Origin of the sequence: Amycolatopsis sp. NPDC023774 (assembly GCF_040639695.1) — a bacterium.
Lineage (GTDB): Bacteria > Actinomycetota > Actinomycetes > Mycobacteriales > Pseudonocardiaceae > Amycolatopsis.
In genome coordinates, this window is the sequence record NZ_JBFAAJ010000015.1 from 138162 (window position 1) to 160224 (window position 22063).

Annotated in this window: 22 protein-coding genes; 11 read left to right on the plus strand and 11 right to left on the minus strand. The window is 73.1% G+C overall.

All coding sequences use genetic code 11. The features are described 5' to 3' along the window. Positions 1–14 precede the first annotated feature (14 nt). From AB0F91_RS27795 to AB0F91_RS27805, 3 genes are all read left to right on the plus strand, one after another. Positions 15–620 (plus strand): bifunctional adenosylcobinamide kinase/adenosylcobinamide-phosphate guanylyltransferase, encoded by a 606-nt coding sequence (locus AB0F91_RS27795; RefSeq protein WP_360602002.1) that lies wholly within the window; start codon positions 15–17, stop codon positions 618–620. Positions 621–630: 10 nt separating this feature from the next. Next, a complete protein-coding gene (gene cobT, locus AB0F91_RS27800; protein ID WP_360602004.1) occupies positions 631–1650 on the plus strand; it encodes a nicotinate-nucleotide--dimethylbenzimidazole phosphoribosyltransferase in 1020 nt (339 codons plus the stop codon). A 142-nt stretch (positions 1651–1792) separates the two neighbouring features. Continuing rightward, the gene (locus AB0F91_RS27805; RefSeq protein WP_360602006.1) at positions 1793–2548 is read left to right on the plus strand and encodes an adenosylcobinamide-GDP ribazoletransferase; all 756 of its coding nucleotides are present in this window, start codon (positions 1793–1795) and stop codon (positions 2546–2548) included. Positions 2549–2580: 32 nt separating this feature from the next. Here the strand turns inward: AB0F91_RS27805 and AB0F91_RS27810 are convergent, their stop codons facing one another. The 6 genes from AB0F91_RS27810 to AB0F91_RS27835 all read right to left on the minus strand — a co-directional run bounded on the left by AB0F91_RS27810 (position 2581) and on the right by AB0F91_RS27835 (position 9834). Beyond that, positions 2581–3534, minus strand: a complete 954-nt coding sequence (locus AB0F91_RS27810; RefSeq protein ID WP_360602008.1) for a redoxin domain-containing protein — start codon at positions 3532–3534, stop codon at positions 2581–2583. Next, positions 3535–4740 (minus strand): epoxide hydrolase family protein, encoded by a 1206-nt coding sequence (locus tag AB0F91_RS27815; RefSeq protein WP_360602010.1) that lies wholly within the window; start codon positions 4738–4740, stop codon positions 3535–3537. 139 nt (positions 4741–4879) lie between these two features. After that, complete coding sequence (cobC, locus tag AB0F91_RS27820; protein WP_360602012.1) at positions 4880–5905, minus strand: Rv2231c family pyridoxal phosphate-dependent protein CobC; 1026 nt, start codon at positions 5903–5905, stop codon at positions 4880–4882. Then, positions 5898–7238, minus strand: coding sequence for a cobyrinate a,c-diamide synthase (locus AB0F91_RS27825; RefSeq protein ID WP_360602014.1), 1341 nt, complete (start codon positions 7236–7238; stop codon positions 5898–5900). The genes cobC and AB0F91_RS27825 overlap by 8 nt, the downstream gene beginning before the upstream one ends. A 5-nt stretch (positions 7239–7243) precedes the next feature. After that, positions 7244–7858: a cob(I)yrinic acid a,c-diamide adenosyltransferase gene (gene cobO, locus AB0F91_RS27830; RefSeq protein ID WP_360602016.1), complete on the minus strand. Its 615-nt coding sequence runs from the start codon at positions 7856–7858 to the stop codon at positions 7244–7246. Then, entirely contained in the window at positions 7858–9834 is a 1977-nt protein-coding gene (locus AB0F91_RS27835) for a putative cobaltochelatase (RefSeq protein WP_360602018.1), read from the minus strand. Before AB0F91_RS27835 ends, cobO begins: the two co-directional genes overlap by 1 nt. A 68-nt stretch (positions 9835–9902) precedes the next feature. On the opposite strand from AB0F91_RS27835, the gene cbiE reads away from it, so the two are divergent. Genes cbiE through AB0F91_RS27865 form a run of 6 tightly spaced genes read left to right on the plus strand, consistent with a single transcriptional unit; the run spans position 9903 to position 17296 of the window. Beyond that, positions 9903–11054, plus strand: a complete 1152-nt coding sequence (cbiE, locus tag AB0F91_RS27840; protein ID WP_360602020.1) for a precorrin-6y C5,15-methyltransferase (decarboxylating) subunit CbiE — start codon at positions 9903–9905, stop codon at positions 11052–11054. After that, positions 11051–11812 (plus strand): SAM-dependent methyltransferase, encoded by a 762-nt coding sequence (locus AB0F91_RS27845; RefSeq protein ID WP_360602022.1) that lies wholly within the window; start codon positions 11051–11053, stop codon positions 11810–11812. Before cbiE ends, AB0F91_RS27845 begins: the two co-directional genes overlap by 4 nt. Continuing rightward, positions 11809–12819 carry a Gfo/Idh/MocA family oxidoreductase gene (locus AB0F91_RS27850; protein WP_360602024.1) on the plus strand — a complete coding sequence of 337 codons (1011 nt, stop codon included), beginning with the start codon at positions 11809–11811 and terminating at the stop codon, positions 12817–12819. The genes AB0F91_RS27845 and AB0F91_RS27850 overlap by 4 nt, the downstream gene beginning before the upstream one ends. Beyond that, positions 12816–13544, plus strand: a complete 729-nt coding sequence (locus tag AB0F91_RS27855) for a cobalt-precorrin-6A reductase (protein WP_360602026.1) — start codon at positions 12816–12818, stop codon at positions 13542–13544. Before AB0F91_RS27850 ends, AB0F91_RS27855 begins: the two co-directional genes overlap by 4 nt. Then, positions 13541–14185 (plus strand): 5,6-dimethylbenzimidazole synthase, encoded by a 645-nt coding sequence (bluB, locus tag AB0F91_RS27860; protein ID WP_360602028.1) that lies wholly within the window; start codon positions 13541–13543, stop codon positions 14183–14185. Before AB0F91_RS27855 ends, bluB begins: the two co-directional genes overlap by 4 nt. Before the next feature lie 30 nt (positions 14186–14215). Further along, positions 14216–17296 (plus strand): arabinosyltransferase domain-containing protein, encoded by a 3081-nt coding sequence (locus AB0F91_RS27865; RefSeq protein ID WP_360602030.1) that lies wholly within the window; start codon positions 14216–14218, stop codon positions 17294–17296. 233 nt (positions 17297–17529) lie between these two features. Here the strand turns inward: AB0F91_RS27865 and AB0F91_RS27870 are convergent, their stop codons facing one another. Further along, positions 17530–17772 carry a hypothetical protein gene (locus tag AB0F91_RS27870; protein WP_360602032.1) on the minus strand — a complete coding sequence of 81 codons (243 nt, stop codon included), beginning with the start codon at positions 17770–17772 and terminating at the stop codon, positions 17530–17532. Between the two features lie 25 nt (positions 17773–17797). Next, complete coding sequence (locus tag AB0F91_RS27875) at positions 17798–18184, minus strand: hypothetical protein (protein ID WP_360602090.1); 387 nt, start codon at positions 18182–18184, stop codon at positions 17798–17800. Here AB0F91_RS27875 and AB0F91_RS27880 point away from each other — a divergent pair. Further along, complete coding sequence (locus tag AB0F91_RS27880) at positions 18107–18289, plus strand: hypothetical protein (RefSeq protein ID WP_360602034.1); 183 nt, start codon at positions 18107–18109, stop codon at positions 18287–18289. The two genes, AB0F91_RS27875 and AB0F91_RS27880, sit on opposite strands and share 78 nt — an antisense overlap. Then, positions 18259–18684, plus strand: coding sequence for a heme-binding protein (locus AB0F91_RS27885; protein WP_360602036.1), 426 nt, complete (start codon positions 18259–18261; stop codon positions 18682–18684). The genes AB0F91_RS27880 and AB0F91_RS27885 overlap by 31 nt, the downstream gene beginning before the upstream one ends. Here AB0F91_RS27885 and AB0F91_RS27890 read toward each other — a convergent pair. Genes AB0F91_RS27890 through AB0F91_RS27900 form a run of 3 tightly spaced genes read right to left on the minus strand, consistent with a single transcriptional unit; the run spans position 18675 to position 21966 of the window. Next, a complete protein-coding gene (locus tag AB0F91_RS27890) occupies positions 18675–20195 on the minus strand; it encodes a precorrin-2 C(20)-methyltransferase (protein ID WP_360602038.1) in 1521 nt (506 codons plus the stop codon). The two genes, AB0F91_RS27885 and AB0F91_RS27890, sit on opposite strands and share 10 nt — an antisense overlap. Next, entirely contained in the window at positions 20192–20815 is a 624-nt protein-coding gene (locus AB0F91_RS27895; protein ID WP_360602040.1) for a precorrin-8X methylmutase, read from the minus strand. Before AB0F91_RS27895 ends, AB0F91_RS27890 begins: the two co-directional genes overlap by 4 nt. Next, positions 20812–21966 carry a precorrin-3B synthase gene (locus tag AB0F91_RS27900; RefSeq protein WP_360602042.1) on the minus strand — a complete coding sequence of 385 codons (1155 nt, stop codon included), beginning with the start codon at positions 21964–21966 and terminating at the stop codon, positions 20812–20814. The genes AB0F91_RS27895 and AB0F91_RS27900 overlap by 4 nt, the downstream gene beginning before the upstream one ends. Between the last annotated feature and the right edge of the window lie 97 nt (positions 21967–22063).

Consider the following 22063-nt stretch of genomic DNA (forward strand, 5'->3'; position numbering starts at 1 on the left):
CGAGAATGCCGGGTATGACCAAGCTGACGCACCGGCTCGCCGGGTATCTCGAGACCCTGGCGCGGACCCTCCGCCGGTACGGACGCGACGACGGCAAGGTGCTGGTCCTCGGCGGCGTCCGCTCGGGGAAGTCGAGGCACGCGGAGCGGATCGTCGCGCACCACACGCACCTCGTGTACGTGGCCCCCGGCCTCCCCCCGAGCGACGACGACCCCGAGTGGGCCGCCCGCGTCGCCGCGCACAAGGCGCGCCGCCCCCGCCACTGGACCACGGTGGAGACCACGGACCTGGCGACCCTGCTGCGCACAGCGACGAGCCCGTTGCTGATCGATTGCCTCGGCACGTGGGTCTCGCGTGTGCTCGACGAGGTCGGCGCATGGGCGGGCAAGCCCGGCTGGGAACGCCGGCTCGACGACCGGCTCGAAGACTTCCTGGCCGCGTGGACCCAGGCGCGCGTGCCCGTGGTGGCCGTGAGCAACGAGGTCGGCAGCGGTGTGGTGCCCGCTACGTCGTCCGGACGGCTGTTCCGTGATGTGCTGGGCGCACTCAACAACCGGGTGTCCGCCGAGTCCGACCGGAGTCTGCTGGTCGTCGCCGGGCGGGTGCTCGAACTGCCGTAAGGAGTCCGCCGTGCCGCGATTCGACATCCCCGTGCCCGACTCCGCCGCCCGCGCCGCCGCGCAGGAGCGCCTCGACGGCCTGGTGAAGCCGCTCGGCGCGCTGGGCCGGCTCGAGGAGTTGGCCGCGTGGCTCAGCGCTGCCCACGGCGTGGTGCCGCCGCGCCCGCTGGACGACGTGCGGGTGGTCGTCTTCGCGGGTGACCACGGGGTGTCGGCGCAGTCGGCCTACCCGCGTGAGGTCACGGCGGCGATGGTGCGGGTGTTCCTGGCCGGGCGCAGTGGCGTCACGGTGCTCGCCGCGCAGGTCGGCGCTCGCGTGCGCGTGGCGGACATCGCGGTCGATGAGGACGCTTCGGATGTTCCGGCTTCCGTGACCGCGCACAAGATCCGCCGTGGCTCGGGCGCCATCGACGTCGAAGACGCCCTCGCCCCGGGTGAGGCACTCGCGGCGTTCGAGGCCGGGCGTGCCATCGCGGCGGAGGAGGCGGACGCGGATCTGCTCATTCCGGGCGACATGGGCATCGGCAACACCACGATGTGCGCGGCCCTGGTCGCGGCCACGCTGGGCCTGCCCGCGGCGGACGTCGTCGGCACGGGCACCGGTGTCTCCGGTGCGGCGCTGGACGCGAAGACGGCCGTGGTCGAGGCCGCGGTGCAGCGCGCCGCGGGGCGGGTGGCCGATCCGTTCGAGCGGCTGACGGCGTTGGGCAGCGCCTGTGTCGCGGCCACCGCGGGGTTCCTGGTGGAGGCGGCCGTACGGGGCATCCCCGTGCTGCTCGACGGCGTCTTCTCCGGCGCGGCCGCGCTGGTCGCCCGGGACATCGCTGCGGGTGCCGAGCAGTGGTGGCTCGCGGGGCACCGCTCGACGGAGCCTTCGCAGGCGTTCGCGTTGAAGGCACTGGGCCTGACGCCGATCCTCGACCTGGGCCTGCGGCTCGGTGAAGGCAGCGGCGCCGTCCAGGCCGTGCCGACGCTGCGGGCGGCGCGGGCGATCATCGCGGACATGGGATTGCTGGCGGACCTCGCGTGAGGGCTGCCCGCGAGGACCTGAGGGCCGCCGGAGCGTGGCTCGAAGGATTCGGGTGGTCGTCTGCGGCGGTGCGGCGGGGCGCTGCGAGGACGTCGGCCGCTCTCGGGTGCCACGGTTTCGCAAGGCTGCGAATGGGGAGTCGGTGAAGCTCGGCGACGCGCTGCGGCTGGCCGTCGGCACCCTGACCACCGTGCCCGTGCCGGCCCCGCGCGTCATCGATCGCGGGGTGGCCGGGGTGGCGATGGTGCTGGGCCCGGTTGCGGCGGTCCCCCTCGCCGCGGCCGCGGGCCTGGTCGTCGCCGGCGGCGTGGCCGTGGGACTGCCCGCGCTCGCCGTCGCCGCCCTCGCGCTGGGAGTGGTGGCTCTGGGCAGCCGCGGCCTGCACCTCGACGGGCTGGCCGACACCGCGGACGGGCTCGGCGCCTCCTACGACCGCGCCAAAGCCCTCGACGTCATGCGGCGCGGCGACTCGGGCCCGACCGGCGTGGCGACGCTCGTCTTCGTGCTCCTGGTGCAGGTCGGCGCTTTGACCGGGGCCGTGTCGGCGGGCCACGGCGTCGTGGCCGCCGTGGTCTCCGTGCTGGCGGGCCGGTGCACGCTGTCGATGTCGTGCGCGCGCGGCGTGCCGTCGGCCCGGCCGGACGGGCTCGGTGCGACGGTCGCGGGATCCGTGCCGCGGGTGGTCGCGGTGGCCGTCGGTCTGGTAGCCGCCGCGCTCGCCGCACTGGTGCCCGGCTTGCCGTGGTGGCAAGGGGTGGCCGCGGTCGGCGCTGGGTACTTCGCCGCGGCAGCCTTGCTCGCCCGGTGCGTCCGGCGCCTGGGCGGAATCACCGGTGACGTCCTCGGCGCCGGGGTCGAAGTGGGGGTGGCGGCGGCGCTGCTCACGCTCGCCGGCTGAGCCGCACCCGGTGCCGGTCGACGACGACGGGGCTAGCCGAACGTGAACACGTACGCCCCGGCGCCAGGTTCGAGGAAGGTGATCTCCAGCGTCCGCTCGCGGACCTCGTCGTGCTGGCGCACGAGCTGGTACAGGCGCGCGTCTCGGAGCAAGCCGTGCCCGTCCGCGTCGACGTCCACACCGTGTGCTGGGCCGGGAGCCGCGCCGTCGAGCGCCACGCGGAAGGGAATCGGCGCTCCCCCACCGCGAGCCAGCACGAGATGCGCGTCGCGCGCGTGGAATCGGTAGGTGATGCTCCCGCCGGCCTCGGCGACCACGACGCTCTCGGGCCCGATCGTCCACACACCGGAGAGGGCCCAGGTGCCGAGGCGCACGCCCTGCGGCGGGAGCTCGTAAGTGCGTCGTTCGTCGAACCCGACCCGGCCCGGCGACGCGAAGTGCTCACCACGCGCGTAGCCGAGATACGTCTCGAGCGTCCGCAGGTGATCCCAGTCGGCCGCGGCCTCCACGCCCTGCCCGGCGACGGAGACGAGCTCGCGCTCGACGCCGAGCAGTCGCTGGATGACGCGCTCCGACTGCTCGTAGCGTCCTTCACCGAAGTGGTGGTCGCGGATGACGCCGTGGGCGTCCACGAAGTAGAGCGCCGGCCAGTAGTGGTTGTCGAACGCACTCCAGATGACGTAGTCGTTGTCGACAGTGACCGGGTAGTCGATTCCCCGTTCGGTCGTCGCCTGGCGCACGCGGTCGATCTCGTGCTCGAACGAGAACTCCGGCGTGTGGACGCCGATGACGATCAACCCGTCGTCCCGATAGGCCCGCGACCAGGCGCGGACGTACGGCTCCTGGCGCAGCCAGTTGATGCAGGTCAGCGTCCAGAAGTTGACGACGACGACGTGGCCGGCCAGCTCGGCGGGGCCCAGTGGCCCGGAGTTGAGCCACTCGGCGCCGCTGAGTGCGGGCATGCTCGTGCGCGCGGATACCGACATCTACCGCACCGACCGCAGTCCGGCGCGGACCTCGGAGGCGAACAGCTCCGGCTGCTCCCAAGCGGCGAAGTGCCCGCCCTTGTCGAGCCGGTTGTAGTGGATGAGCCGGGGATAGGCCTCCTCGGCCCAGGTCCGCGGCACCTGGTAGAGCTCGTCGGGGAAGACGCTCACCGCCACCGGGACGGAGACGCCCTTCGGGTCGAAGAAGCCGAGCGTGTTCTCCCGGTAGAGACGTCCCGAAGAGACCCCCGTGTTCGTCAACCAGTAGTGGGTGATGTTGTCGAGCACGTCGTCGCGGGTCAGTCCCTCGGACTGTCCGTCGAAGACCCGGGCGATCAGCGCCAGACTGGCCGAGTCGTGGTCAAGCATCCAGGCGGCGAGGCCGATGGGGGAATCGGCGATTCCGTAGAGCGTCTGCGGGTGGGTCCCCATCTCGAGGGCGTAGGCCACGTCTGTCGCGAAGAAGTCCCTCAGTTTTTCGTAGAGGCGTGTTCCCTCCTCGGACAGATCGGGCGGCGCCGGGCCGCCGGACTGCACGGCCTGGGCGACGTCGGGGCGGACGGCGCCGGGGAAATTGGTGTGGATGCCGACCAGGCCCACCGGCGCCTGCGCACCCATCAGATCGACGATCTGCCCGCCCCAATCGCCGCCCGAGGCGACGTAGACGTCGTATCCTAGGCGCTTCATCAGCTCCGCCCAGGCGCGCGCGATGTGCTCGGGGCCCCAGCCGGTGACGGCGGGCTTGCCCGAGAACCCGTAGCCGGGCATCGACGGGATCACCAGGTGGAAAGCGTCCGCTTCGCTCGCGCCGTGGGCCGTGGGATCGGTGAGCGGGCCGATGATCTTCAGCTGCTCGATGACCGAGCCGGGCCAGCCGTGCGCGACGAGGAGCGGCAACGCGTCTTCGTGTTTCGAGCGAACGTGGACGAAGTGGATGTCGAGGCCGTCGATCTCGGTGATGAAGTGCGGGAGAGCCTTCAGTCTCTCCTCGCACCGGCGCCAGTCGTACTCCGTCGCCCAATAGCGGGCGAGCGCCTGCATCGTCTCGAGCTGCACGCCCTGCGAGATGTCCGAGACGGGTTCCTTCTCGGGCCAGCGAGTGGCCAAGACACGCGCACGCAGATCTTCGAGATCCGCATCGGACGTCTCGACCGTGAACGGCCGGATCGCTTGATCGTGCGCTGCCCCTTCAGTCGTGACAGACATGCGTCTCCTTGGCGGGATGGGTGCGGTGGTCGAAGTCGCGTTCGCCGGACAAGACGGGAAACTCGGTACTGTGCCACCGGACCACCGGCGGTTCCTCACCCGAAACGAGTGATACGCACGGTCTCCTCGTGCTCGCCGGCTACAACGAGCGGGACAGTGCCGCGATGAAGCCGTCGGTGACTTCGCGTGAGCGGACGGCCAGCCGCAGGTGCCGGGAGCCGAGGCCGGGGAAGGTGTCGCCGCGGCGGACGGCGTAGCCCGCCTCGCGCAGCCGGCTCCGGAGGCCGTCGTCGGGGCCCTCGACGAGCACGAACGGTCCCCTCGGGTCGCCGAGCACGGCCAGGCCCAGGTCCGCGAGGCGGGAGACGAGGTAGTCGCGGTCGGATTCGGCGGCAGTGGCGAGTTTTTCCGCTTCTTCGAGAGCGGCCGGGCGGCAGCAGGCGACCGTGGCGACGGCCGCGAGCGTCGAGACCGACCACGGTGGCTGGACCGAGCGCAGGCGGGCGAGGAGGCCGGCCGGGCCGAGGACATAACCCGCGCGCAGGCCGGCGAGACCCCACGTCTTCGTGAGGCTGCGCAGCACCACCACGCCGTCGAGCGACGAACCCGCAAGGCTCTCGGCTTCGCCGGGAATCGCGTCGAGGAAGGCCTCGTCGACCACGAGCAGGCGGCCGGGCCGGATCAAGGCCCGGACAACGGTGGCGGGATGCAGCACGGACGTCGGGTTCGTCGGGTTGCCCACGAAGACCAGGTCCGCTTCGTCCGGAACCGCCGAGGGGTCCAGCACGTAACCGTCCGAAGCGGACAGGACCACGCGCGAGACCTCGTGCCCCGCGGCGCGCAACGCGGCCTCGGGTTCGGTGAACTGCGGATGCACCACCACCGCGTGCCGCGGCTGCAGAGCCGAGGCCAGCAAGGTGAACGCCTCGGCCGCCCCCGCCGTGACCAGCACTTCAGGCACCGGACGGCCGTGCCGCGCGGCAACCGCAGCCTGGGCCGCCGACGAATCGGGGTACGCGGCGAGACTGTCCACAGCGGACACCAGCTCCCGCCGCAGCCACTCGGGCGGGCGGGGCAGCCGGACGTTCACCGCGAGGTCCACCAGCCCCGGCCCGACCTCGCGATCGCCGTGGTGGTGGAGGTCGTAATGAGCGGAGTCAGCCACGCGAGGCCACCTGGGCAAAGGCGCGCACGTGGGCGGCGAACCGTTCCGCCAGCTCCGGGTACCCGGCCCAGTGCACGTGCAGGTACGACGCGTGCAGAGAAGCCGAGGCGAACCCGTCCACCGTCCGTTCCCACCCCCATGCCGGCGACGGACCGGCCCCGGGCGTGAGCTCGGTCCGGTGGAACTCGTGTCCGGTCACGCGCTGACCAGCGACAGCAAGCACGTTGTCCGCCAGTGAAACCGCCGTCCGGTACCCGAGCTTCCCGCGCCCAGTCATCACCGCCGCCGCGTCGACGACCCCGGCCATCGGCATCCCGTCCAGCTCACGGCTCAGGTACAGCAGCCCCGCGCACTCCGCGCTCACCGGCATACCCTGCCCGACCGCGTCCGCCACCGCCGTGAGCAACGGCTTGTTCGCCGACAGCTCCGCGGCGTGCACCTCGGGGAAGCCGCCGCCGAAGTACAACCCGGCGCAGCCTTCGGGCAACCGCTCGGCCCGCAGCGGATCCACGTCGACGACGTCCACGCCGAACGAGGCCAGCAACTCGACGTTCTCCGTGTACCGGAACGTGAACGCCGGCCCGGCCGCGGCGGCCACCACCGTCCGCGGCCCCTCGAAGTCGCCGGGCGGTGTCCACACGGGACCGGCCAACGGCGGCGCCGCCCGTGCGACCCGAACCACGGCCCCGAGGTCCACCCCGCTGGCCACCCACGACGCCAGCTCCGGCAGCACCTGCTGCGAGTCGGCGGCGCGCTCGGCCGCGGGCACCAACCCGAGGTGGCGGCTCGGCGCGTGCACGTTCTCGTTGCGCCGCAACGCACCCAGCAGCGGAACGCCCGTGGCTTCCAACGCCGATGCGATCTCGTCCTCGTGACGCTGCGAACCGAGCTTGTTGAGGATCACCCCGGCGAGGCGCACGCGCGTGTCGTAGTTCGCGAACCCGAGCACGGTCGCCGCGACGCTGCGCGAAGCGGCCGAAGCGTCGACCACCAGCACCACCGGCGCGTCGAGCACCCGGGCGACGTGGGCGGTCGACGCGTACCCCTCCGTGCCGAGCGCGCCGTCGAACAGTCCCATCACGCCTTCGATCACGGCGATGTCCGCACCCTCGCAACCGTGACGCAGCAGGGGAACCAGCCGGTCCTCACCCTGCAGGAACGGGTCGAGGTTGCGCGCGGGACGGCCGGTGGCCAGCGCGTGGTAGCTCGGGTCGATGAAGTCGGGCCCGACCTTGTGCCCGGACACGCGGTGCCCGGCCGCGCGCAACGCCGCCATCAGCCCCGCGGCGATGGTGGTCTTGCCGTGCCCCGAGCCGGGCGCGGCGATGACCACCCGCGCTACCACTCGATCCCCCGCTGTCCCTTCTGGCCCGCGTCCATGGGGTGCTTGACCTTCGTCATCTCGGCGACCAGGTCGGCGGCCTCGACGAGCTCCGGCGGCGCGTGACGGCCGGTGATCACCACGTGCTGGTGCCCCGGCCGGGAGACCAAAGTGGACACCACGTCGTCGACCTCGAGCCAGCCCCACTTGAGCAGGTAGGAGAACTCGTCGAGCACGTAGAAGTCGTGCGTCTCGGCAGCGAGGCGGCGCTTGATCTCGGCCCAGCCCTCGCGCGCGTTGGCGGCGTGGTCCTCGTCGGAGCCCTGCTTGCGGGTCCAGCTCCAGCCCTCGCCCATCTTGTGCCACTCGACGGGCCCGCCCTCGCCCGTCTCGTCGTGCAGCTTCCCGAGCGCGCGGAACGCGGCCTCCTCGCCGACGCGCCACTTCGCCGACTTCACGAACTGGAACACCCCGATCGACCAGCCCTGGTTCCACGCGCGCAGCGCCATGCCGAACGCGGCGGTCGACTTGCCCTTCATCTCGCCCGTGTGCACAGCCAGCAGCGGGCGGTTGCGCCGCTGGCGCGTGGTGAGCCCGTCCTGCGGGACGACGGCCGGTTTCCCCTGCGGCATCAGGCAGCCCTCCCGGTGCGTTCGCGGACGGCCGAGGCGAGTGTCTCGGCCGCGACCTCGGCGAGCGGCACGTGCTCGGCGCCGAGGTGCCCGGCCAGCTCCGCCGCGAGCCCGAGGCGCATCCGGCCGCTCTCGCAGTCCATCACGATGGTGGTGACGCCGGCCAGCAACCCCGCCGCGGCCTGCGACCGCGCGACGGCGTCGGCTCCGCTCGTGGCCCGCCCGTCCGTGACGAGCACCACCAGCGGACGACGGCGCGGATCGCGGATCGCCTCCACGCGCAGCACGCGCGCGGCTTCCAGCAGCCCTTCGGCGAGCGGCGTGCGGCCACCCGTCGGCAGTCCTTCGAGCCGGGCCGCCGCGGCCTCGACACTGATCGTCGGCGGCAGTGCGAGCTCGGCCGAGTCACCACGGAAGGTGACGAGCCCGACCTTGTCACGCCGTTGGTAGGCGTCCAACAGCAGCGACAGCACGGCCGTCTTGACTTCGCGCATGCGCGTGCGCGCGCCCATGGAGCCCGACGCGTCCACGCAGAACAGCACGAGGTTGCCTTCGCGCCCTTCGCGCAACGCGAACCGCAGATCCTGCGTACGCACGAGAAGTCCGGGACCGCTGCGACCCCGGGACCGCTGGTGCGGCGCGGCAGCCCGCATCGTGGCGACGAGGTGCGGGCGGCCGTCGCGGACACTCGGCGGCTGGACCCCGATCGTGCGCCCGGTGTCGGTGATGGCCCGCGACCGGCGGCCACGCTCGCCTTCACCGGTGCCCTTGACGCGGAACACGCGCGCCCGGAACGTCTCGCCGGAGCCGACCGTGCGCTGCGGTCCGGAACCCGTCCCGTCGCCGGGCTGCGGCTGCTGCTGCGGCGCGGGCTGGTCCCCCGGCGGCTGCTCACCCTCCGCGGCCGGCGGCTGCCCACCCGAGCCGGGCCCGTCGTCCTCCGGACCGGGACCGGGATCGTCGGGCGGCTGCGCGTCCTGCAGCGCCTGTTCCAGCTGCTCCTCGGAAATCCCCGGCGCGTCGAACGGGTTGCGGCGGCGCCGGTGCGGCAACGCGAGCCGCGCGGCCACGCGCACGTCCTCGGTGGTCACCTCGTTGCGCCCGGCCCACGCCGCGTGCGCGACGGCGGTGCGCGCCGTGACGATGTCGGCCCGCATCCCATCCACCTCGAACGACGCGCACACCTCGGCGATCTGCCGCAGGGCGTCGTCGGGCAGCTTCACCGCGGGCAGCAGCCGTTGTGCCGCCTCGATGTCTTTCGCCAGCGCCGCGTCATCCGCGGCGTACGCGCTCGCGAACCCGTCGGGATCCGCCTCGTACGCGAGCCGCCGGCGGACCACCTCCACGCGCTGCTCGGGTTCCCGGCTGGACGCGACCTCGACGGTCAGCCCGAACCGGTCCAGCAGCTGTGGCCGCAGCTCGCCTTCCTCGGGGTTCATCGTGCCGATCAGCACGAACCGCGCCGCGTGCGACACGGACACGCCTTCCCGCTCCACGGTCGCGCGGCCCATCGCGGCGGCGTCGAGCAGGGTGTCGACGAGGTGGTCGTGCAGCAGGTTGACCTCGTCCACGTAGAGCAGGCCCCGGTTCGCCGCGGCCAGCAGCCCCGGCTGGTAGTCCGTGACCCCTTGCGCCAGCGCCTTCTCCAGGTTCAGCGAGCCGACGACCCGGTCCTCCGCCGCGCCGACGGGCAGCTCCACCAACCGCGCCGGCCGCCGGTGCGCGGGCGCGCCCGTGGGGTGCGGACCGTCCGGGCAGACGGGGTCGGGCGCGGCGGGATCGCACGAGAACCGGCAGCCGTCCACCACGTCGAGCTGAGGCAGCAGACCGGCGAGCGCGCGCACCATCGTCGACTTCGCCGTGCCCTTCTCGCCCCGCACCAGCACGCCGCCCACGGCGGGTGAGATCGAGGACAGGATCAGCGCCAGGCGCAGGTCCGGCATCCCGACGACGGCGGTGAACGGGTACGGCTTCAAGAGCTCTCCTCGTGGTCGGCGTCCGGCCGATCATCGCACAGGAAACGCGTCGTCTAGCGTGGGTGAACGTGCGCGAAAAATCACCCCTGCTCGTCGTCGGTATCGGGGCCGACGGCTGGTCGGGATTAGGCGAGAAGGCGCGAACCGCCGTGCTCGAAGCCGAGGTCGTGCTGGGCGCGCCGCGGCAGCTCGCGACGCTGCCCGCAGGCGTCCGCACGCAACCGTGGCCGAGCCCGCTGCTGCCCGTGCTCGACGATGTCCTCGCCGAGCACGCCGGGTGCCGGATCTGCGTGCTGGCCAGCGGTGATCCCCTGCTCTCGGGCATCGGCACCACGCTGCGCGACCGCGGGCACGAGATCGAGGTGCTGCCCGCGCTGTCGTCGGAGACGCTGGCTCGCGCGCGGCTGGGCTGGTCGTTCGAGGAGACCGAGGTCGTCACCGTGGTCGGGCGGGCGGTCCACCGCGTGGCCCGGATCCTGGCGCCGGGCCGGAAAGTCCTCGTCCTGGGCGCGAACGCCGAAGAACTGCGCGAGCTCCTGCGCACCCGCGGCTACGGCGACTCCACCCTGACCAGCCTCGAAAACCTCGGCGCCCACGACGAACTCCGCGCCGACGGCTGGACCCACGACCCCGGCCCGCTCACCGTGTTCGCCCTGGTCTGCGCCGGCCCCGCGCTGCCGCTCACCGGCCTGCCCGACAGCGCCTTCGAGCACGACGGCCAGCTGACCAAACGCGACGTCCGCGCGTCCGCCCTGGCCCACCTCGCGCCCGTGCCCGGCGAGCTGTTGTGGGACGTCGGCGCCGGCGCGGGCAGCATCGGCATCGAATGGTCGCGCGCACACCCGCTCAACCGCGCCATCGCGATCGAACGCGACCCCGCCCGAGCCGAGCGCATCACCCGCAACGCCGCCACGCTCGGTGTCCCGGAGCTGCGGGTGGTCATCGGCCCGGCCCCCGACGCCCTGGCGGCCCTCCCCCGCCCCGACGCCGTCTTCATCGGCGGCGGCCTCACCGTGCCCGGCGTGCTCGACGCGTGCCTCGACACCGGCGCCCGCGTGGTCGCCCACGGGGTCACGCTCGAAGCCGAACGGATCCTGGCCGACACCTACGCGAGCCGGGGTGGTGAGCTGACGAGGATCGCCGTCGACCACGCGCAGCCGCTCGGCGGGCTCACGGGGTGGACCCCGTCGCGCACCGTGACGTCCTGGAGTTCGAGATGACCGTTCACTTCATCGGCGCCGGCCCCGGCGCGGCCGACCTCATCACCGTCCGTGGCCGCGACCTGCTCGCGCGCTGCGGTGTGTGCCTCTACCCGGGCAGCATGACGCCGACCGACCTGCTCGCGTACTGCGCGCCCGAGACCGAGCGCGTCGACACCGCCAACCTGAGCCTCGACGAGATCGCCGAACGCCTGATCACGGCTCACCGCGCGGGCCACGACGTGGCGCGGCTGGTTTCCGGCGACCCGTCGCTCTACAGCGCGGTGGCGGAAACCGTGCGCCGCCTCGACGTCGCCGGAGTGCCCTACGACATCGTCCCCGGCGTGCCCGCGTTCGCCGCGTCGGCCGCCGTGCTGGGCCGTGAGCTGACCGTGCCCGGCATCGGGCAGAGCCTCGTGATCACGCGTGCCCAAGCACGGTCGACGGCGTTGCCCGAAGGTGAGACGCTGGCGAACTTCGCCCGCAGCGGCACCACCCTCGCGCTGCACCTGGCCATCAACCACATCGAGCGCGTCACCGAGGAGCTCGTGCCGTTCTACGGCGCCGACTGCCCCGCGGCCGTCGTGGCACTGGCGAGCCAGCCGGGCGAGACCGTCGTGCGCGGCACGCTCACCGACATCGCCGCACGGGCGCGCGAAGCCGGGATGACGCGCGCCGCCACCATCTTCGTCGGCCAGGTCCTCGCCGCCGGCGGATTCCCCGACAGCTTCCTGTATTCGAGCACCCGAGACCGCGCGAGCCAACCGGAGTCACTGTGACCGAACTACGCTGGGGCCTGGTGGCCGCCGGATCGATCGCCGCGGATTTCGCGGCCGGCGTCGAACGCAGCAAACACGGCACACTGGAAGCCGTCGCCGCCCGCTCGGCCGACCGCGCCCGCGAGTTCGCCACCCGCTTCGACATCCCGAAGGCCTACGGCGCCTACGCCGACCTGCTCGCCGACCCGGACGTCGACGCCGTCTACATCGCCACGCCGCACCCGATGCACGCGGAGTGGGCGGTCCGCGCCGCCGAAGCCGGGAAGCACGTGCTGTGCGAGAAACCGCTCACGGTCACGGCCGCCGAGGCCGAGAAGGTGATCGACGCGGCGCGCCGCCACGACGTCTTCCTCATGGAGGCGTTCATGTACCGGCTGCACCCGCAGACGCGTCGGCTCGTCGAGCTGATCTCGTGCGGCGCGATCGGCGAGGTCCGGGCCGTCGACGTCTCGTTCAGTTTTGACACCGGCGCCAACGACGCCCCACGGCTGGCCGACCCGGCGCTCGGCGGCGGCGGAATCCTTGATGTCGGCTGCTACTGCACTTCGCTCGCGCGGCTCGTTTCACAGGCGGCGACCGGCATCGACGTCGTGGAACCCACCACCGTCACCGGGATGGCGCGGCTGACCGACCGCGGCGTCGACGAGTTCGCGATGGGCCTGCTGCGGCTGCCGGGCGACATCATCGCGCAACTGTCGTGCGGCTACCGGCTCACACAGGACGACCACATCCGGATCTACGGCACCACCGGGCAGATCCACGTGCCGAAACCCGCGTGGCTGCCGCAAATGCGCCGCGCGACGTCGTCGCAGATCGTGCTGACGTCGGCGGACGGTGAGCCCGAGGTGATCGAGATCGAGGCGACGCAGAGCGTGTTCGCGCGCGAGGCCGACCACGTCGCCGCGCACGTCGAGAACCGGCAGGCACCCGAGCTGACCTGGGCCGAGACGCTCGCGAACATGCGCACGCTCGACCGCTGGCGCGCGGCCGTGGGATACGGCGGATGACCGTGCTGGTCCTCGGCGGCACGGCCGAGGGGCGAGCGCTCGCGGCCGAGCTGCACGCGCGCGGGGTCGCCGTGGTGTCGTCGCTCGCCGGACGAGTCGCGCGGCCGCGGCTGCCGGTCGGCGAGGTCCGCGTCGGGGGTTTCGGCGGGGTCGACGGGCTGTCCGCGTGGCTGCGTGCACACGAGGTGGCGGCGGTGGTCGACGCGACCCACCCGTTCGCGGAACGCATCGGTGCCAACGCTTTCGCCGCCACTTCGGCCGTCGGCGTGCCCCTGCTCCGGCTCGCCCGGCCCGGCTGGCAGCCCGCGGAAGGCGACCACTGGCACTGGGCCGATGACCTCGGCAGTGCCGCCGAACTGCTGCCCGGCCTCGGCTCCCGCGTCTTCCTGACCAGCGGCAGACAGGGGCTCGCCGCGTTCGCCGAGCTCGACGCGTTGTGGTTCCTCATCCGCTGCGTCGACCCGCCCGAGCCGCCGTTGCCGCGGCAGCACGAGATCCTGCTCAACCGCGGACCGTACGAAGTGGACGGAGAACGCGCGCTGCTGGCCGAGCACCGCATCGACGTCCTCGTCACCAAGGACAGCGGCGGCTCGATGACCGCCGCGAAGCTCACCGCCGCCCGCGAGCTGGGCCTGCCGGTGGTCGTCGTGCGCCGCCCGCCGCGTCCGGCCACTGCCGAGGTCGCGGGGGTCGCCGAAGCCGTGGAATGGGTGCTGCACCGATGATCGACGAGTTCTACGAAGTGCTTCGCCGGCGCCGCGACGTGCGCGGCGAGTTCACCGGCGAGCAGATCGACGACGCCGTGCTCACGCGCGTCCTCGAAGCCGCGCACACCGCGCCGAGCGTGGGCCTGAGCCAGCCGTGGGACTTCGTGCTCGTGCGCGACCCCGCCACGCGCGCGGCGTTCGCCCAGCACGTGCGCGACGAACGCGACGTGTTCGCGGCCGAGCTGGAAGGCGAACGCGCCGACACATTCTCCCGCATCAAGATCGAGGGCATCCGCGAGTCGACGCTCGGCATCGTCGTCACCTACGACGCCGAACGCGGCGCGCCCGCCGTGCTCGGCCGGCACGCGATCGCCGACGCCGGGCTGTACTCCGTCTGCCTCGCCATCCAGAACCTGTGGCTGGCCGCGACCGCCGAGGGCCTCGGCGTCGGCTGGGTGAGCTTCTACCGCGAGCCGTTCCTCGCCGACCTGCTCGGCATCCCCGATGGCGTTCGGCCGGTCGCGTGGCTGTGCGTCGGCCCCGTGACCGCGCTGGCCGAGGTCCCGGATCTCGAACGGCATGGTTGGCGCACTCGCACGCCGCTGGCCGCGGCCGTGCACCTGGAGCACTTCACACCACGGACCCAGGGCCCTGCCTAACCCCTTCGGCCGACCGGATAGCTTTCCCGGATGCGTCCGATTGCCGTAGCGCTGGGGTTGCTTTCGGCGCTATGCGCCCTGGCCTATCCGTTCCTGCCCGTCGTGCAGGACACCGCGCAGGTCGGCTGGCCGACCGGCTCCGACACCCGGTCCGTCAACGCGCCCTTGACCGGGTACTGGGCCCAGGACCTCGAGGTCGAGATCCCGTGCGGCACGGTCAAGTCGCTCGACGCGCGCACGAACGGTCCCGCGCTGCTGTTCGCGACGGTGCCGGACGGGCGGACCGACCCACGGGCCGGCAACGGCGTCGGGTTGCAGCTGCGTGTGGACAACGGCGTGCTCCTCGCGTCCAGCCAGGGCCAGCAGATCGCGCAGCAGCCGCTGCCGCCGACCGGCTGCACGGTGACGCTGAAGTCGGACGCCACGCAGATGACGCTCGCGGTCGCGGGCACGACGGTGTTCCACACGACCGGCGACGTCCGCCCGCGCGTGGTCGGCATCTACTCTTCGATCAGCTCCGCGAAGGACCCGATTTCGGGCCTGCACGTGACAATGGTGCCGGACACGCGCTACCAGACTTCGCCGACGGCGTTGAAGCTCGGCGTCGGCATCCTCGGCGCGCTCGCGTTCCTCGCCTGCCTGATCGCGGTGTGGCGCATGGACTCCGGGTTCGCCCGCCGCGCGCCGCGCTGGGCCCCGGTGGGCTGGTGGCGCCTGACCGGGCGCGACGCGACGGTGATCCTCGCGCTCGGCGCGTGGGTGTTCATCGGACCGGTGACCTCGGACGACGGCTACATCCTCACGATGGCCCGGGTCACCGAGTCCACGGGGTTCCTGACCAACTACCACCGCTGGTTCGGCGTCGCGGAAGCGCCGTTCGGCTGGTTCTACCACCTCTACGAGCTGATGACGCACGTCAGCACGGTGCCGCCGTGGATCCGGCTGCCCTCGTACCTGGTGGGCGTGATCAGCTGGCTGCTCATCAGCCGCGAAGTGATGCCCCGGCTGGGCACGCAGGTGCGCGGCAGCCGCGCGGCCGGCTGGGCCGCGGCGGCCGTGTTCCTGGTCTGGTGGATGCCCTACAACAACGGCGTGCGGCCGGAACCCGTGGCGGCGCTGGGTTCGCTGCTCGCGATCTGCGCCGTGGAACGCGCGTTGGTGACGCGCCGCCTGTTGCCGCTGTGCCTCGGCCTCACCGCGGCCGCGTTCACGCTCGCCGCGACGCCGACGGGGCTGATCGCGGTGGCGCCGTTCCTGGTCGCCGCGCGGCCGTTGTTCAAGCTCGTGCGCCAGCGCGCGGCGGGCGGCTGGCTGCCGATCCTGGCGCCGATCGCCGCGTCCGGGCTGCTGGTGCTGGTGGTCGTGTTCGCGGACCAGACGTTCGCGACCGTGCAGGAGGCCACGCGCATCCGCACGCAGGTGGGGCCGAACCTGTCGTGGTTCCAGGAGCTCGCGCGCTATCAGCTGCTGTTCGAGAACCTGCCCGACGGGTCGGCGCCACGACGGTTCCCGGTGCTGCTGGTGGTGCTGTGCACCGTGACGTGCCTGGTCGTGCTGCTGCGGCGCGGCCGGATCCCGGGCGCCGCGCTCGGGCCGAGCCGGCGGCTGATCGGCACCACCGCGTTGTTCTTCCTGCTGCTGGCCCTCACCCCGACGAAGTGGACGCACCACTTCGGCGCGTTCGCGGCCGTCGGGGCGTCGATGGCGGCGTTGACGGCCTTGGCGACGAGTTCCACCGTGTTGCGCTCGAACCGCAACCGGGCCACGTTCCTGGCGGGTCTGCTCGTGGTGGGTGCACTGGCTGCGACGGGACCCAACACGTACTGGTTCGTCTCGCGCCTGGGCGTGCCGTGGACCGGGCTGGCGCCGTCGATCGCCGGGATCCCGCTGTCGACGATCCTGCTCGTGGCCGCGGCGGTCGCGGGGATCTACGCGTTCGTGGAGAACATTCGCGCCCACCGGCCGGGAGCGCCCGCGCCGCAGGAAAAACGCGGCCGGTCACTGCGGCTGGGCTCGCTGTCGCTCGTGGTGGTGTGCGGCCTGGTCGCGGCAGGCGAGTTCTACACGATGGCGGCGGCGATCTACATCCAGCGGGGCAGCTACAGCCTGGGCGCCGCGAACGTCGGGCACCTGTTCGGCAAGAGCTGCAACCTCTCCGACCACGTGATGGTGGAGACCGACGCCGCCAAGAGCGTCCTGCACCCGCAGACCGAGCAGCGGACCGTGCCCGTGAAGCAGGAGGACGAGTCGCCGCTGCCGAACCCGGACCCGGACAACGGCCAGGTGCAGACCGGCTTCCACACGCGCCCCGGCGAAGAGGACGACCCGCTTTCCGAGCCTCCGCACGGTTTCACGCCCGACACCGTGCCGATGTGGAGCAGCTTCTTCGAGCAGAACCGCGCGGGCCGGCTGCGCAGCGAGTGGTACGCGCTGGCCGACAAGCCCGCCGACGGCCAGATCGTGATCGCGACGGCGGCCCAGCCCCGCCGCCCGGCGTCGGTGAGCCTCGACTACGGCGTGGTGACGGCGCAGGGCGTCAAGGTGCTGCGCAGCCAGTTCGCCCTCCCGCCCGGCGCGGGCACCGGCGGCTGGAACGACACGCGCATCAACCTGCGCGACCTGCCGCCGCAGACCACGTCGGTGCGCGTGGACATCGTCGACAACGACCTCACCGAGGACGGCTGGATCGCCGCGTCCGCCCCGCGCGTGCCGACCTTCACCACGCTGACGGACAAGCTCGTGGGCAAGTCCGTGTACATCGACTGGCCCGCCTCGTTCGTCTATCCGTGCGCGAACCCCGTGACCTCCCACGACGGCATCTCGCAGGTCCCCGACTACCGCATCACGGCCGGCGCCGTGGCCGACGAGGCGCAATGGGCGACGGCCACCAACGGCGGCCCGATCGGCTGGCTCGAGGAGGTGGCGAAGGAACCCGAGGTGCCCAGCTACCTGATCGGCCAGCCGAGCCAGTCGTGGGGCCAGCTGCTGCAGGTGGAACCGTTCAGCGAAGGCATCGCGCCCACAGTGCAGCACGGCCGGAAGACAGTGTGGGGCTGGTGGTCGCCAGGCCCCGGACCGGCGCAGCCGAACGGGAAGGACCCGACGCGCTGAGCCTCACACCTTGGCCGTCTCCTGTGGACCGTCCGCGTGGTGCGGCTCGGTCAGCCCGCGGACCGCGACCACGGCCAGGACCGGCAGCACCGTCCGCGACCGCAGCGCCCACTGCAGGCCCGCTGCGTTCGCGAGCCCGCCGACCGCGGGTGCGGCCGGCCCCGCCGACGCGCACGGCGAGGCCGAGCGTGACGCCGCCGGCCGGGCCGTGGCGGTGGGCCACGTAGTCCTCGTTAAGCGTCACGTGCGGGGACATAGTTGGCCACGGCGGCCGGCGCCACCAGCCCGTACACCGCGGGCCCGGGCACGAGCGCGATGCCGGCGACAGCAGGGATCGCCACGCGCAGGGGGCGGATCCGGCCCCAGCGCTCGGCCGGCACACCGCCGAGCAGGGTGCTCGCGGCACCAACGCCGACCAGCACGACCAGCGCGGCCTCGCCCGCGGCCGGCCCGCCGCCGACCAGCGCGGACGTCACTTCGAGCGCGCAACGACCACGATCGTCAGCCGGGCGAACTGCCACCAGTCATCTCGGCCGGCCGGAGCAGCGTGGCTCGCGGCAGCGCCAGGAGCGTCTGCAGCACGGCGACGGTGGGCGGGCCCGCGGCGGCCGCCGGAACCGCCGGCAGCGGGGTCGCGCCGAGCCCGCCGAGGTGCAGCACGGGCCTGACGAGGATCGGGTCGAGTGCGAAACCGCTGTGGGTTCCGGCGGGCACCCGTGCGCGCCGCGCGTACGGCGTCCCGCGGATCCACCTTGGCGCACCCAGCTGTGGCTCCACCACGCGCTGGGGCCGCTCGCGGAGGACACGCCCGTGACCACCGTCGCGCGCGAGTGCGGCTTCGCGACGGCGAGCGCGTTCATCGGCGTGTTCCGGCGGTCGCTCGGGCACACCCCGGGTCCTTCCTGCGCTGCTGAGGGCGGGCCGGGTGGACGGCCGGAGCCGATCGCGGCTAGGTTCGAAGCGTGTCTGATACTCCCCGCCTGCCCGGGTTGACGTTGGCCGAAGCGGACGAGCTGGTGAACACGGCGCACGCCGTCGCCGCCGAGCGAGGGTTCGCGCCGCTGGCGGTGGCCGTCCTCGACGTCACCGGCGAGGTGATCGCGCTGAAGCGCGCCGACGGCGGCAAGCCCGTGACCAGCCGCGTCGCCGTGGCCAAGGCCCGCACCGCGCTGCGCATGCTCCAGCCCTCCGGCGAAGTCGCCCTGCCCGCCGAGGTCGTCGGCCCGCTCCAGCACTCCTACGGCGGCGACTTCGTCGCGCGCGCCGGCGGCATCCTCATCACCGACGGCGACGTGATCGTCGGCGCCATCGGTGCGTCGGGTGCGCAGAGCGCGCAAGACGAAGAAGCCGTCCGCGCCGCCGTCGAGCGCCGGCCAGCTCAGGCGTAGGTGCGCGGGGTCCAGACGACCGTCGTGCCGTCCGGGCCCTCCTGCGCCACCGTTTTCGACGAGCCCACGATGAGCAGGCAGCGCATGTCCACAGTGGACGGATCCAGCTCGCCCAGCGTGGTCACCGTGATCCGCTCCTCCGGCCCGCCCACGTCCCGCGCCACGACGACCGGGGTGGCCGGCTCGCGGTGGCGCAGCAGGACTTCCCGCGTGGTGGCGAGCTGAGCCGTGCGCGTGCGCGAAGCCGGGTTGTACAGCGCCAGCACCAGATCGGCCGAGCCCGCCGCGTCGAGGCGGCGTTCGATGACGTCCCACGGCTTCAGGCGGTCCGAAAGGGACAGCACGCAGTAGTCGTGGCCCAGTGGCGCGCCGACCCGGGAAGCGGCGGCCTGCGCGGCCGTCACCCCGGGCACGATGCGCACGCGCACGCCGGCGCCGCGCCCGGCGGCCACCTGTTCCAGGACCGCGGATGCCATCGCGAACACGCCCGGGTCGCCCGAGGAAACCACGGCCACCCTCGCCCCGGCAGCCGCCAGCTCCAGCGCTTCCACCGCCCGGTCGGCCTCGACGCGGTTGCCCGACGCGTGCCGCTCCTGGCCGGCGCGCTGGGGCACGCGGGCGACGTACGGGCCGTAGCCCACGATGTGCTCCGCCGCGGCCAGCTCGGCCGACGCTTCCGGCGTCAGCCACTCCGGGCCGGCCGGGCCGAGGCCGACGACCACGACCTCGCCGGTGCCCGAAACCGGCTTCGCCGCCGGAGCAACCACCGCCGGCTCACCGTCCACCCGGGACGCATACGCCGGGCTCGGCAGCAACGCCAGCGAGAAGTACGGCACAGTCGACGGATCGACGTCGGCGAGCGGCTCGATCCGCTGCTCGCCCCACGTGGCGCGCTCGACGTACCACGCGTCGTCCAGCTTGCCCGCCTCCGCGAACGCCTCACGGACGGCGCCGAAGGTGCGTCCCAGCTTCAGCACGGCCGCGGCCTGCGTGTCGGCCAGCCGGCGCGCCAGCTCGGGCGCCGGCAGCGTGCCCGGCAGGACCGTGAGAACTTCGTCGCGCTGCACCAGCGGGCGACTGAGCACCGACGACGCCGCGCTCACCGACGTCACGCCCGGCACGACCTCGGCTTCGAAGCGACCGGCGAGGCGCTCGTGCATGTACATGTAGGAGCCGTAGAAGAACGGGTCGCCCTCGCACAGCACCACGACGTCGCGGCCGGCGTCGAGGTGCTCGGCCAGCTTTTTCGCGCTCAGCTCGTAGAAATCGGCGATCGCGCCCTCGTAGCCGCCGGGATGGTCCGTGGTCTCCGTGGTGACCGGGTAGACCAGCGGCTCCTCCAGCTGGCCCTCGCGCAGGTACGGTGCGGCCACCGAACGCGCGATGCTGCGGCCGTGGCGCGCGCTGTGGTAGGCGATCACATCGGCCTCGCCGATCAGCCGCGCGGCCTTCACCGTCATCAGTTCCGGGTCGCCGGGGCCGAGCCCGACGCCGTAGAGCCGGCCGGTCATTCGACCACGCTCGCCATCGCGTTGACGGCCGCCACGGCCATCGCGCTACCACCCCGGCGCCCCTGCACCACCAGGTACGGGGCGGGCGCGCGCTTCACCAGCTCCACTTTGGACTCGGCCGCGCCCACGAAACCCACCGGCACACCGATGATCGCGGCGGGCGCCCCGACACCCTCCTCGAGCAGCTCCAGCAGGCGGAACAACGCGGTGGGCGCGTTGCCGATCGCGACCACCGAACCCGGCAGCCGGTCGCGCCACAGCTCCAGCGCCGCGGCCGAACGCGTGGTGCCCATCCGCTCGGCGAGCCCCGGCACGCTCGGGTCGTCGAGCGTGCAGACGATGTCGTTCGCCGCGGGCAGCCGCTTGCGCGTGATGCCGCTGGCGATCATCTTCGCGTCGCACAGCACCGGCGCGCCCGCCTCGAGCGCCGCCCGGCCCGCCTCGACGACGTCGAGCGAGTAGCGCAGGTCGTCGACCAGGTCGACCATGCCGCAGGAGTGGATCATCCGCACCGCGACGCCGGCGACGTCGTCCGGCAGGATCGCCAGGTCCGCCTCCTCGCGGATCGTGGCGAACGAGTGCCGGTAGATCTCGGCACCGTCGGCCAGGTAGTCGATCACGGGTTTTCCTTCCTCACCAAGGATTCCGCCAGGCGGGACGCCGGTAGGAGGCGTCCGCCGACACGGTAGCCGCCGGCTTCGGCGACCACGTCGAGGTGGGGGGCCGACGGCCGCCCGCAGCGCCGTGCACAGCCCGCCACGTGGGCCCGGACCCCGGCCGGGACCAGCCGCGCGGCGTCGGCGCGCACGTCGGCCAGCGATTTCGCGCAGCCGGGGCGGCCGATGCAGGCGGTGATCTCCAGCGCGGCGGGGTCGGTGCTCAGGCCGGCCGCGTGCAGGCGCGCGACGGCGTCCGGCGCGGCGTCGGGCAGCACGACCGACCGCCACGGCGTGACGACGGCGTGGCCGGCGTGGCCGGCGAGGTCGGCGTGGCCGGCGAGGCTGGCGAGAACCCGCAGCTGCGCGGCCGTGAGCTGCCCGAACCGGGGCGCGACACCGACGCCGCGGTCGCCGAGGGGCCCGACCGTGGGATCCACGCGAACCGGGCGATCCACCGGTTCCGACCGCGGTCCCCGGGGCAGCACCGCCGTGGAATCGGCGAGCTCCGCGATCCGCCAAGCCGTCCCCCGCTGCGCGGCGAACTCCCGCGCGACAGCCAGCAACGCGGCCACGGCTTCGCCACGCGCCACGGACCAGCCGGTGTCCACCCCCGCGAGCAGCACCGTGCCGGCGTCAGACGTCACCGCGCGCCAGCACACATCGGCGCCTTCACCCGCGACGTCCCCCCGGCCGTCGTCGAACGCGAACAGGAAGCGTCCCGGCAGCTCGGCCAGCTCCGGCTCGGCGCACAACGCCACGTCCAGCTCCCCCGCCAACCCGCGGACGTCGGCGGTCCCGCCGTGCACCCCGCTCAACGGCGACGCCAGCACGTTGCGCACCCGCTCGTGCGTCGGCGAAGGCAGCAAACCGGCGGCCGTGAGCCTCGACGCGAGGCCGGGCCGCGTCACCCCACGCAGTTGGACGTTGCCCCGCGAGGTGAGGTGCACGTCGCCGTCACCGAGGTCTTCGGCGCAGGAAGCCAGCACCCGCAACCGCTCCGCGGAGACGACCCCGCCGGGCAGGCGCACGCGGGCGAGCGGTCCGTCCGCCGCGTCGTGCGTGGCGAAGACCCCGGGGCAGGCGTCGGCGCGTATGCGGGCAGGGCTGGACATGCCGCTCACTGTAGCTGGCTGCGGATTCAGCAGGCTTGCGACCAAATGTAGCACGTGTGCTACATTTCGTCGCACACACACGATGGGGGTGGATTCG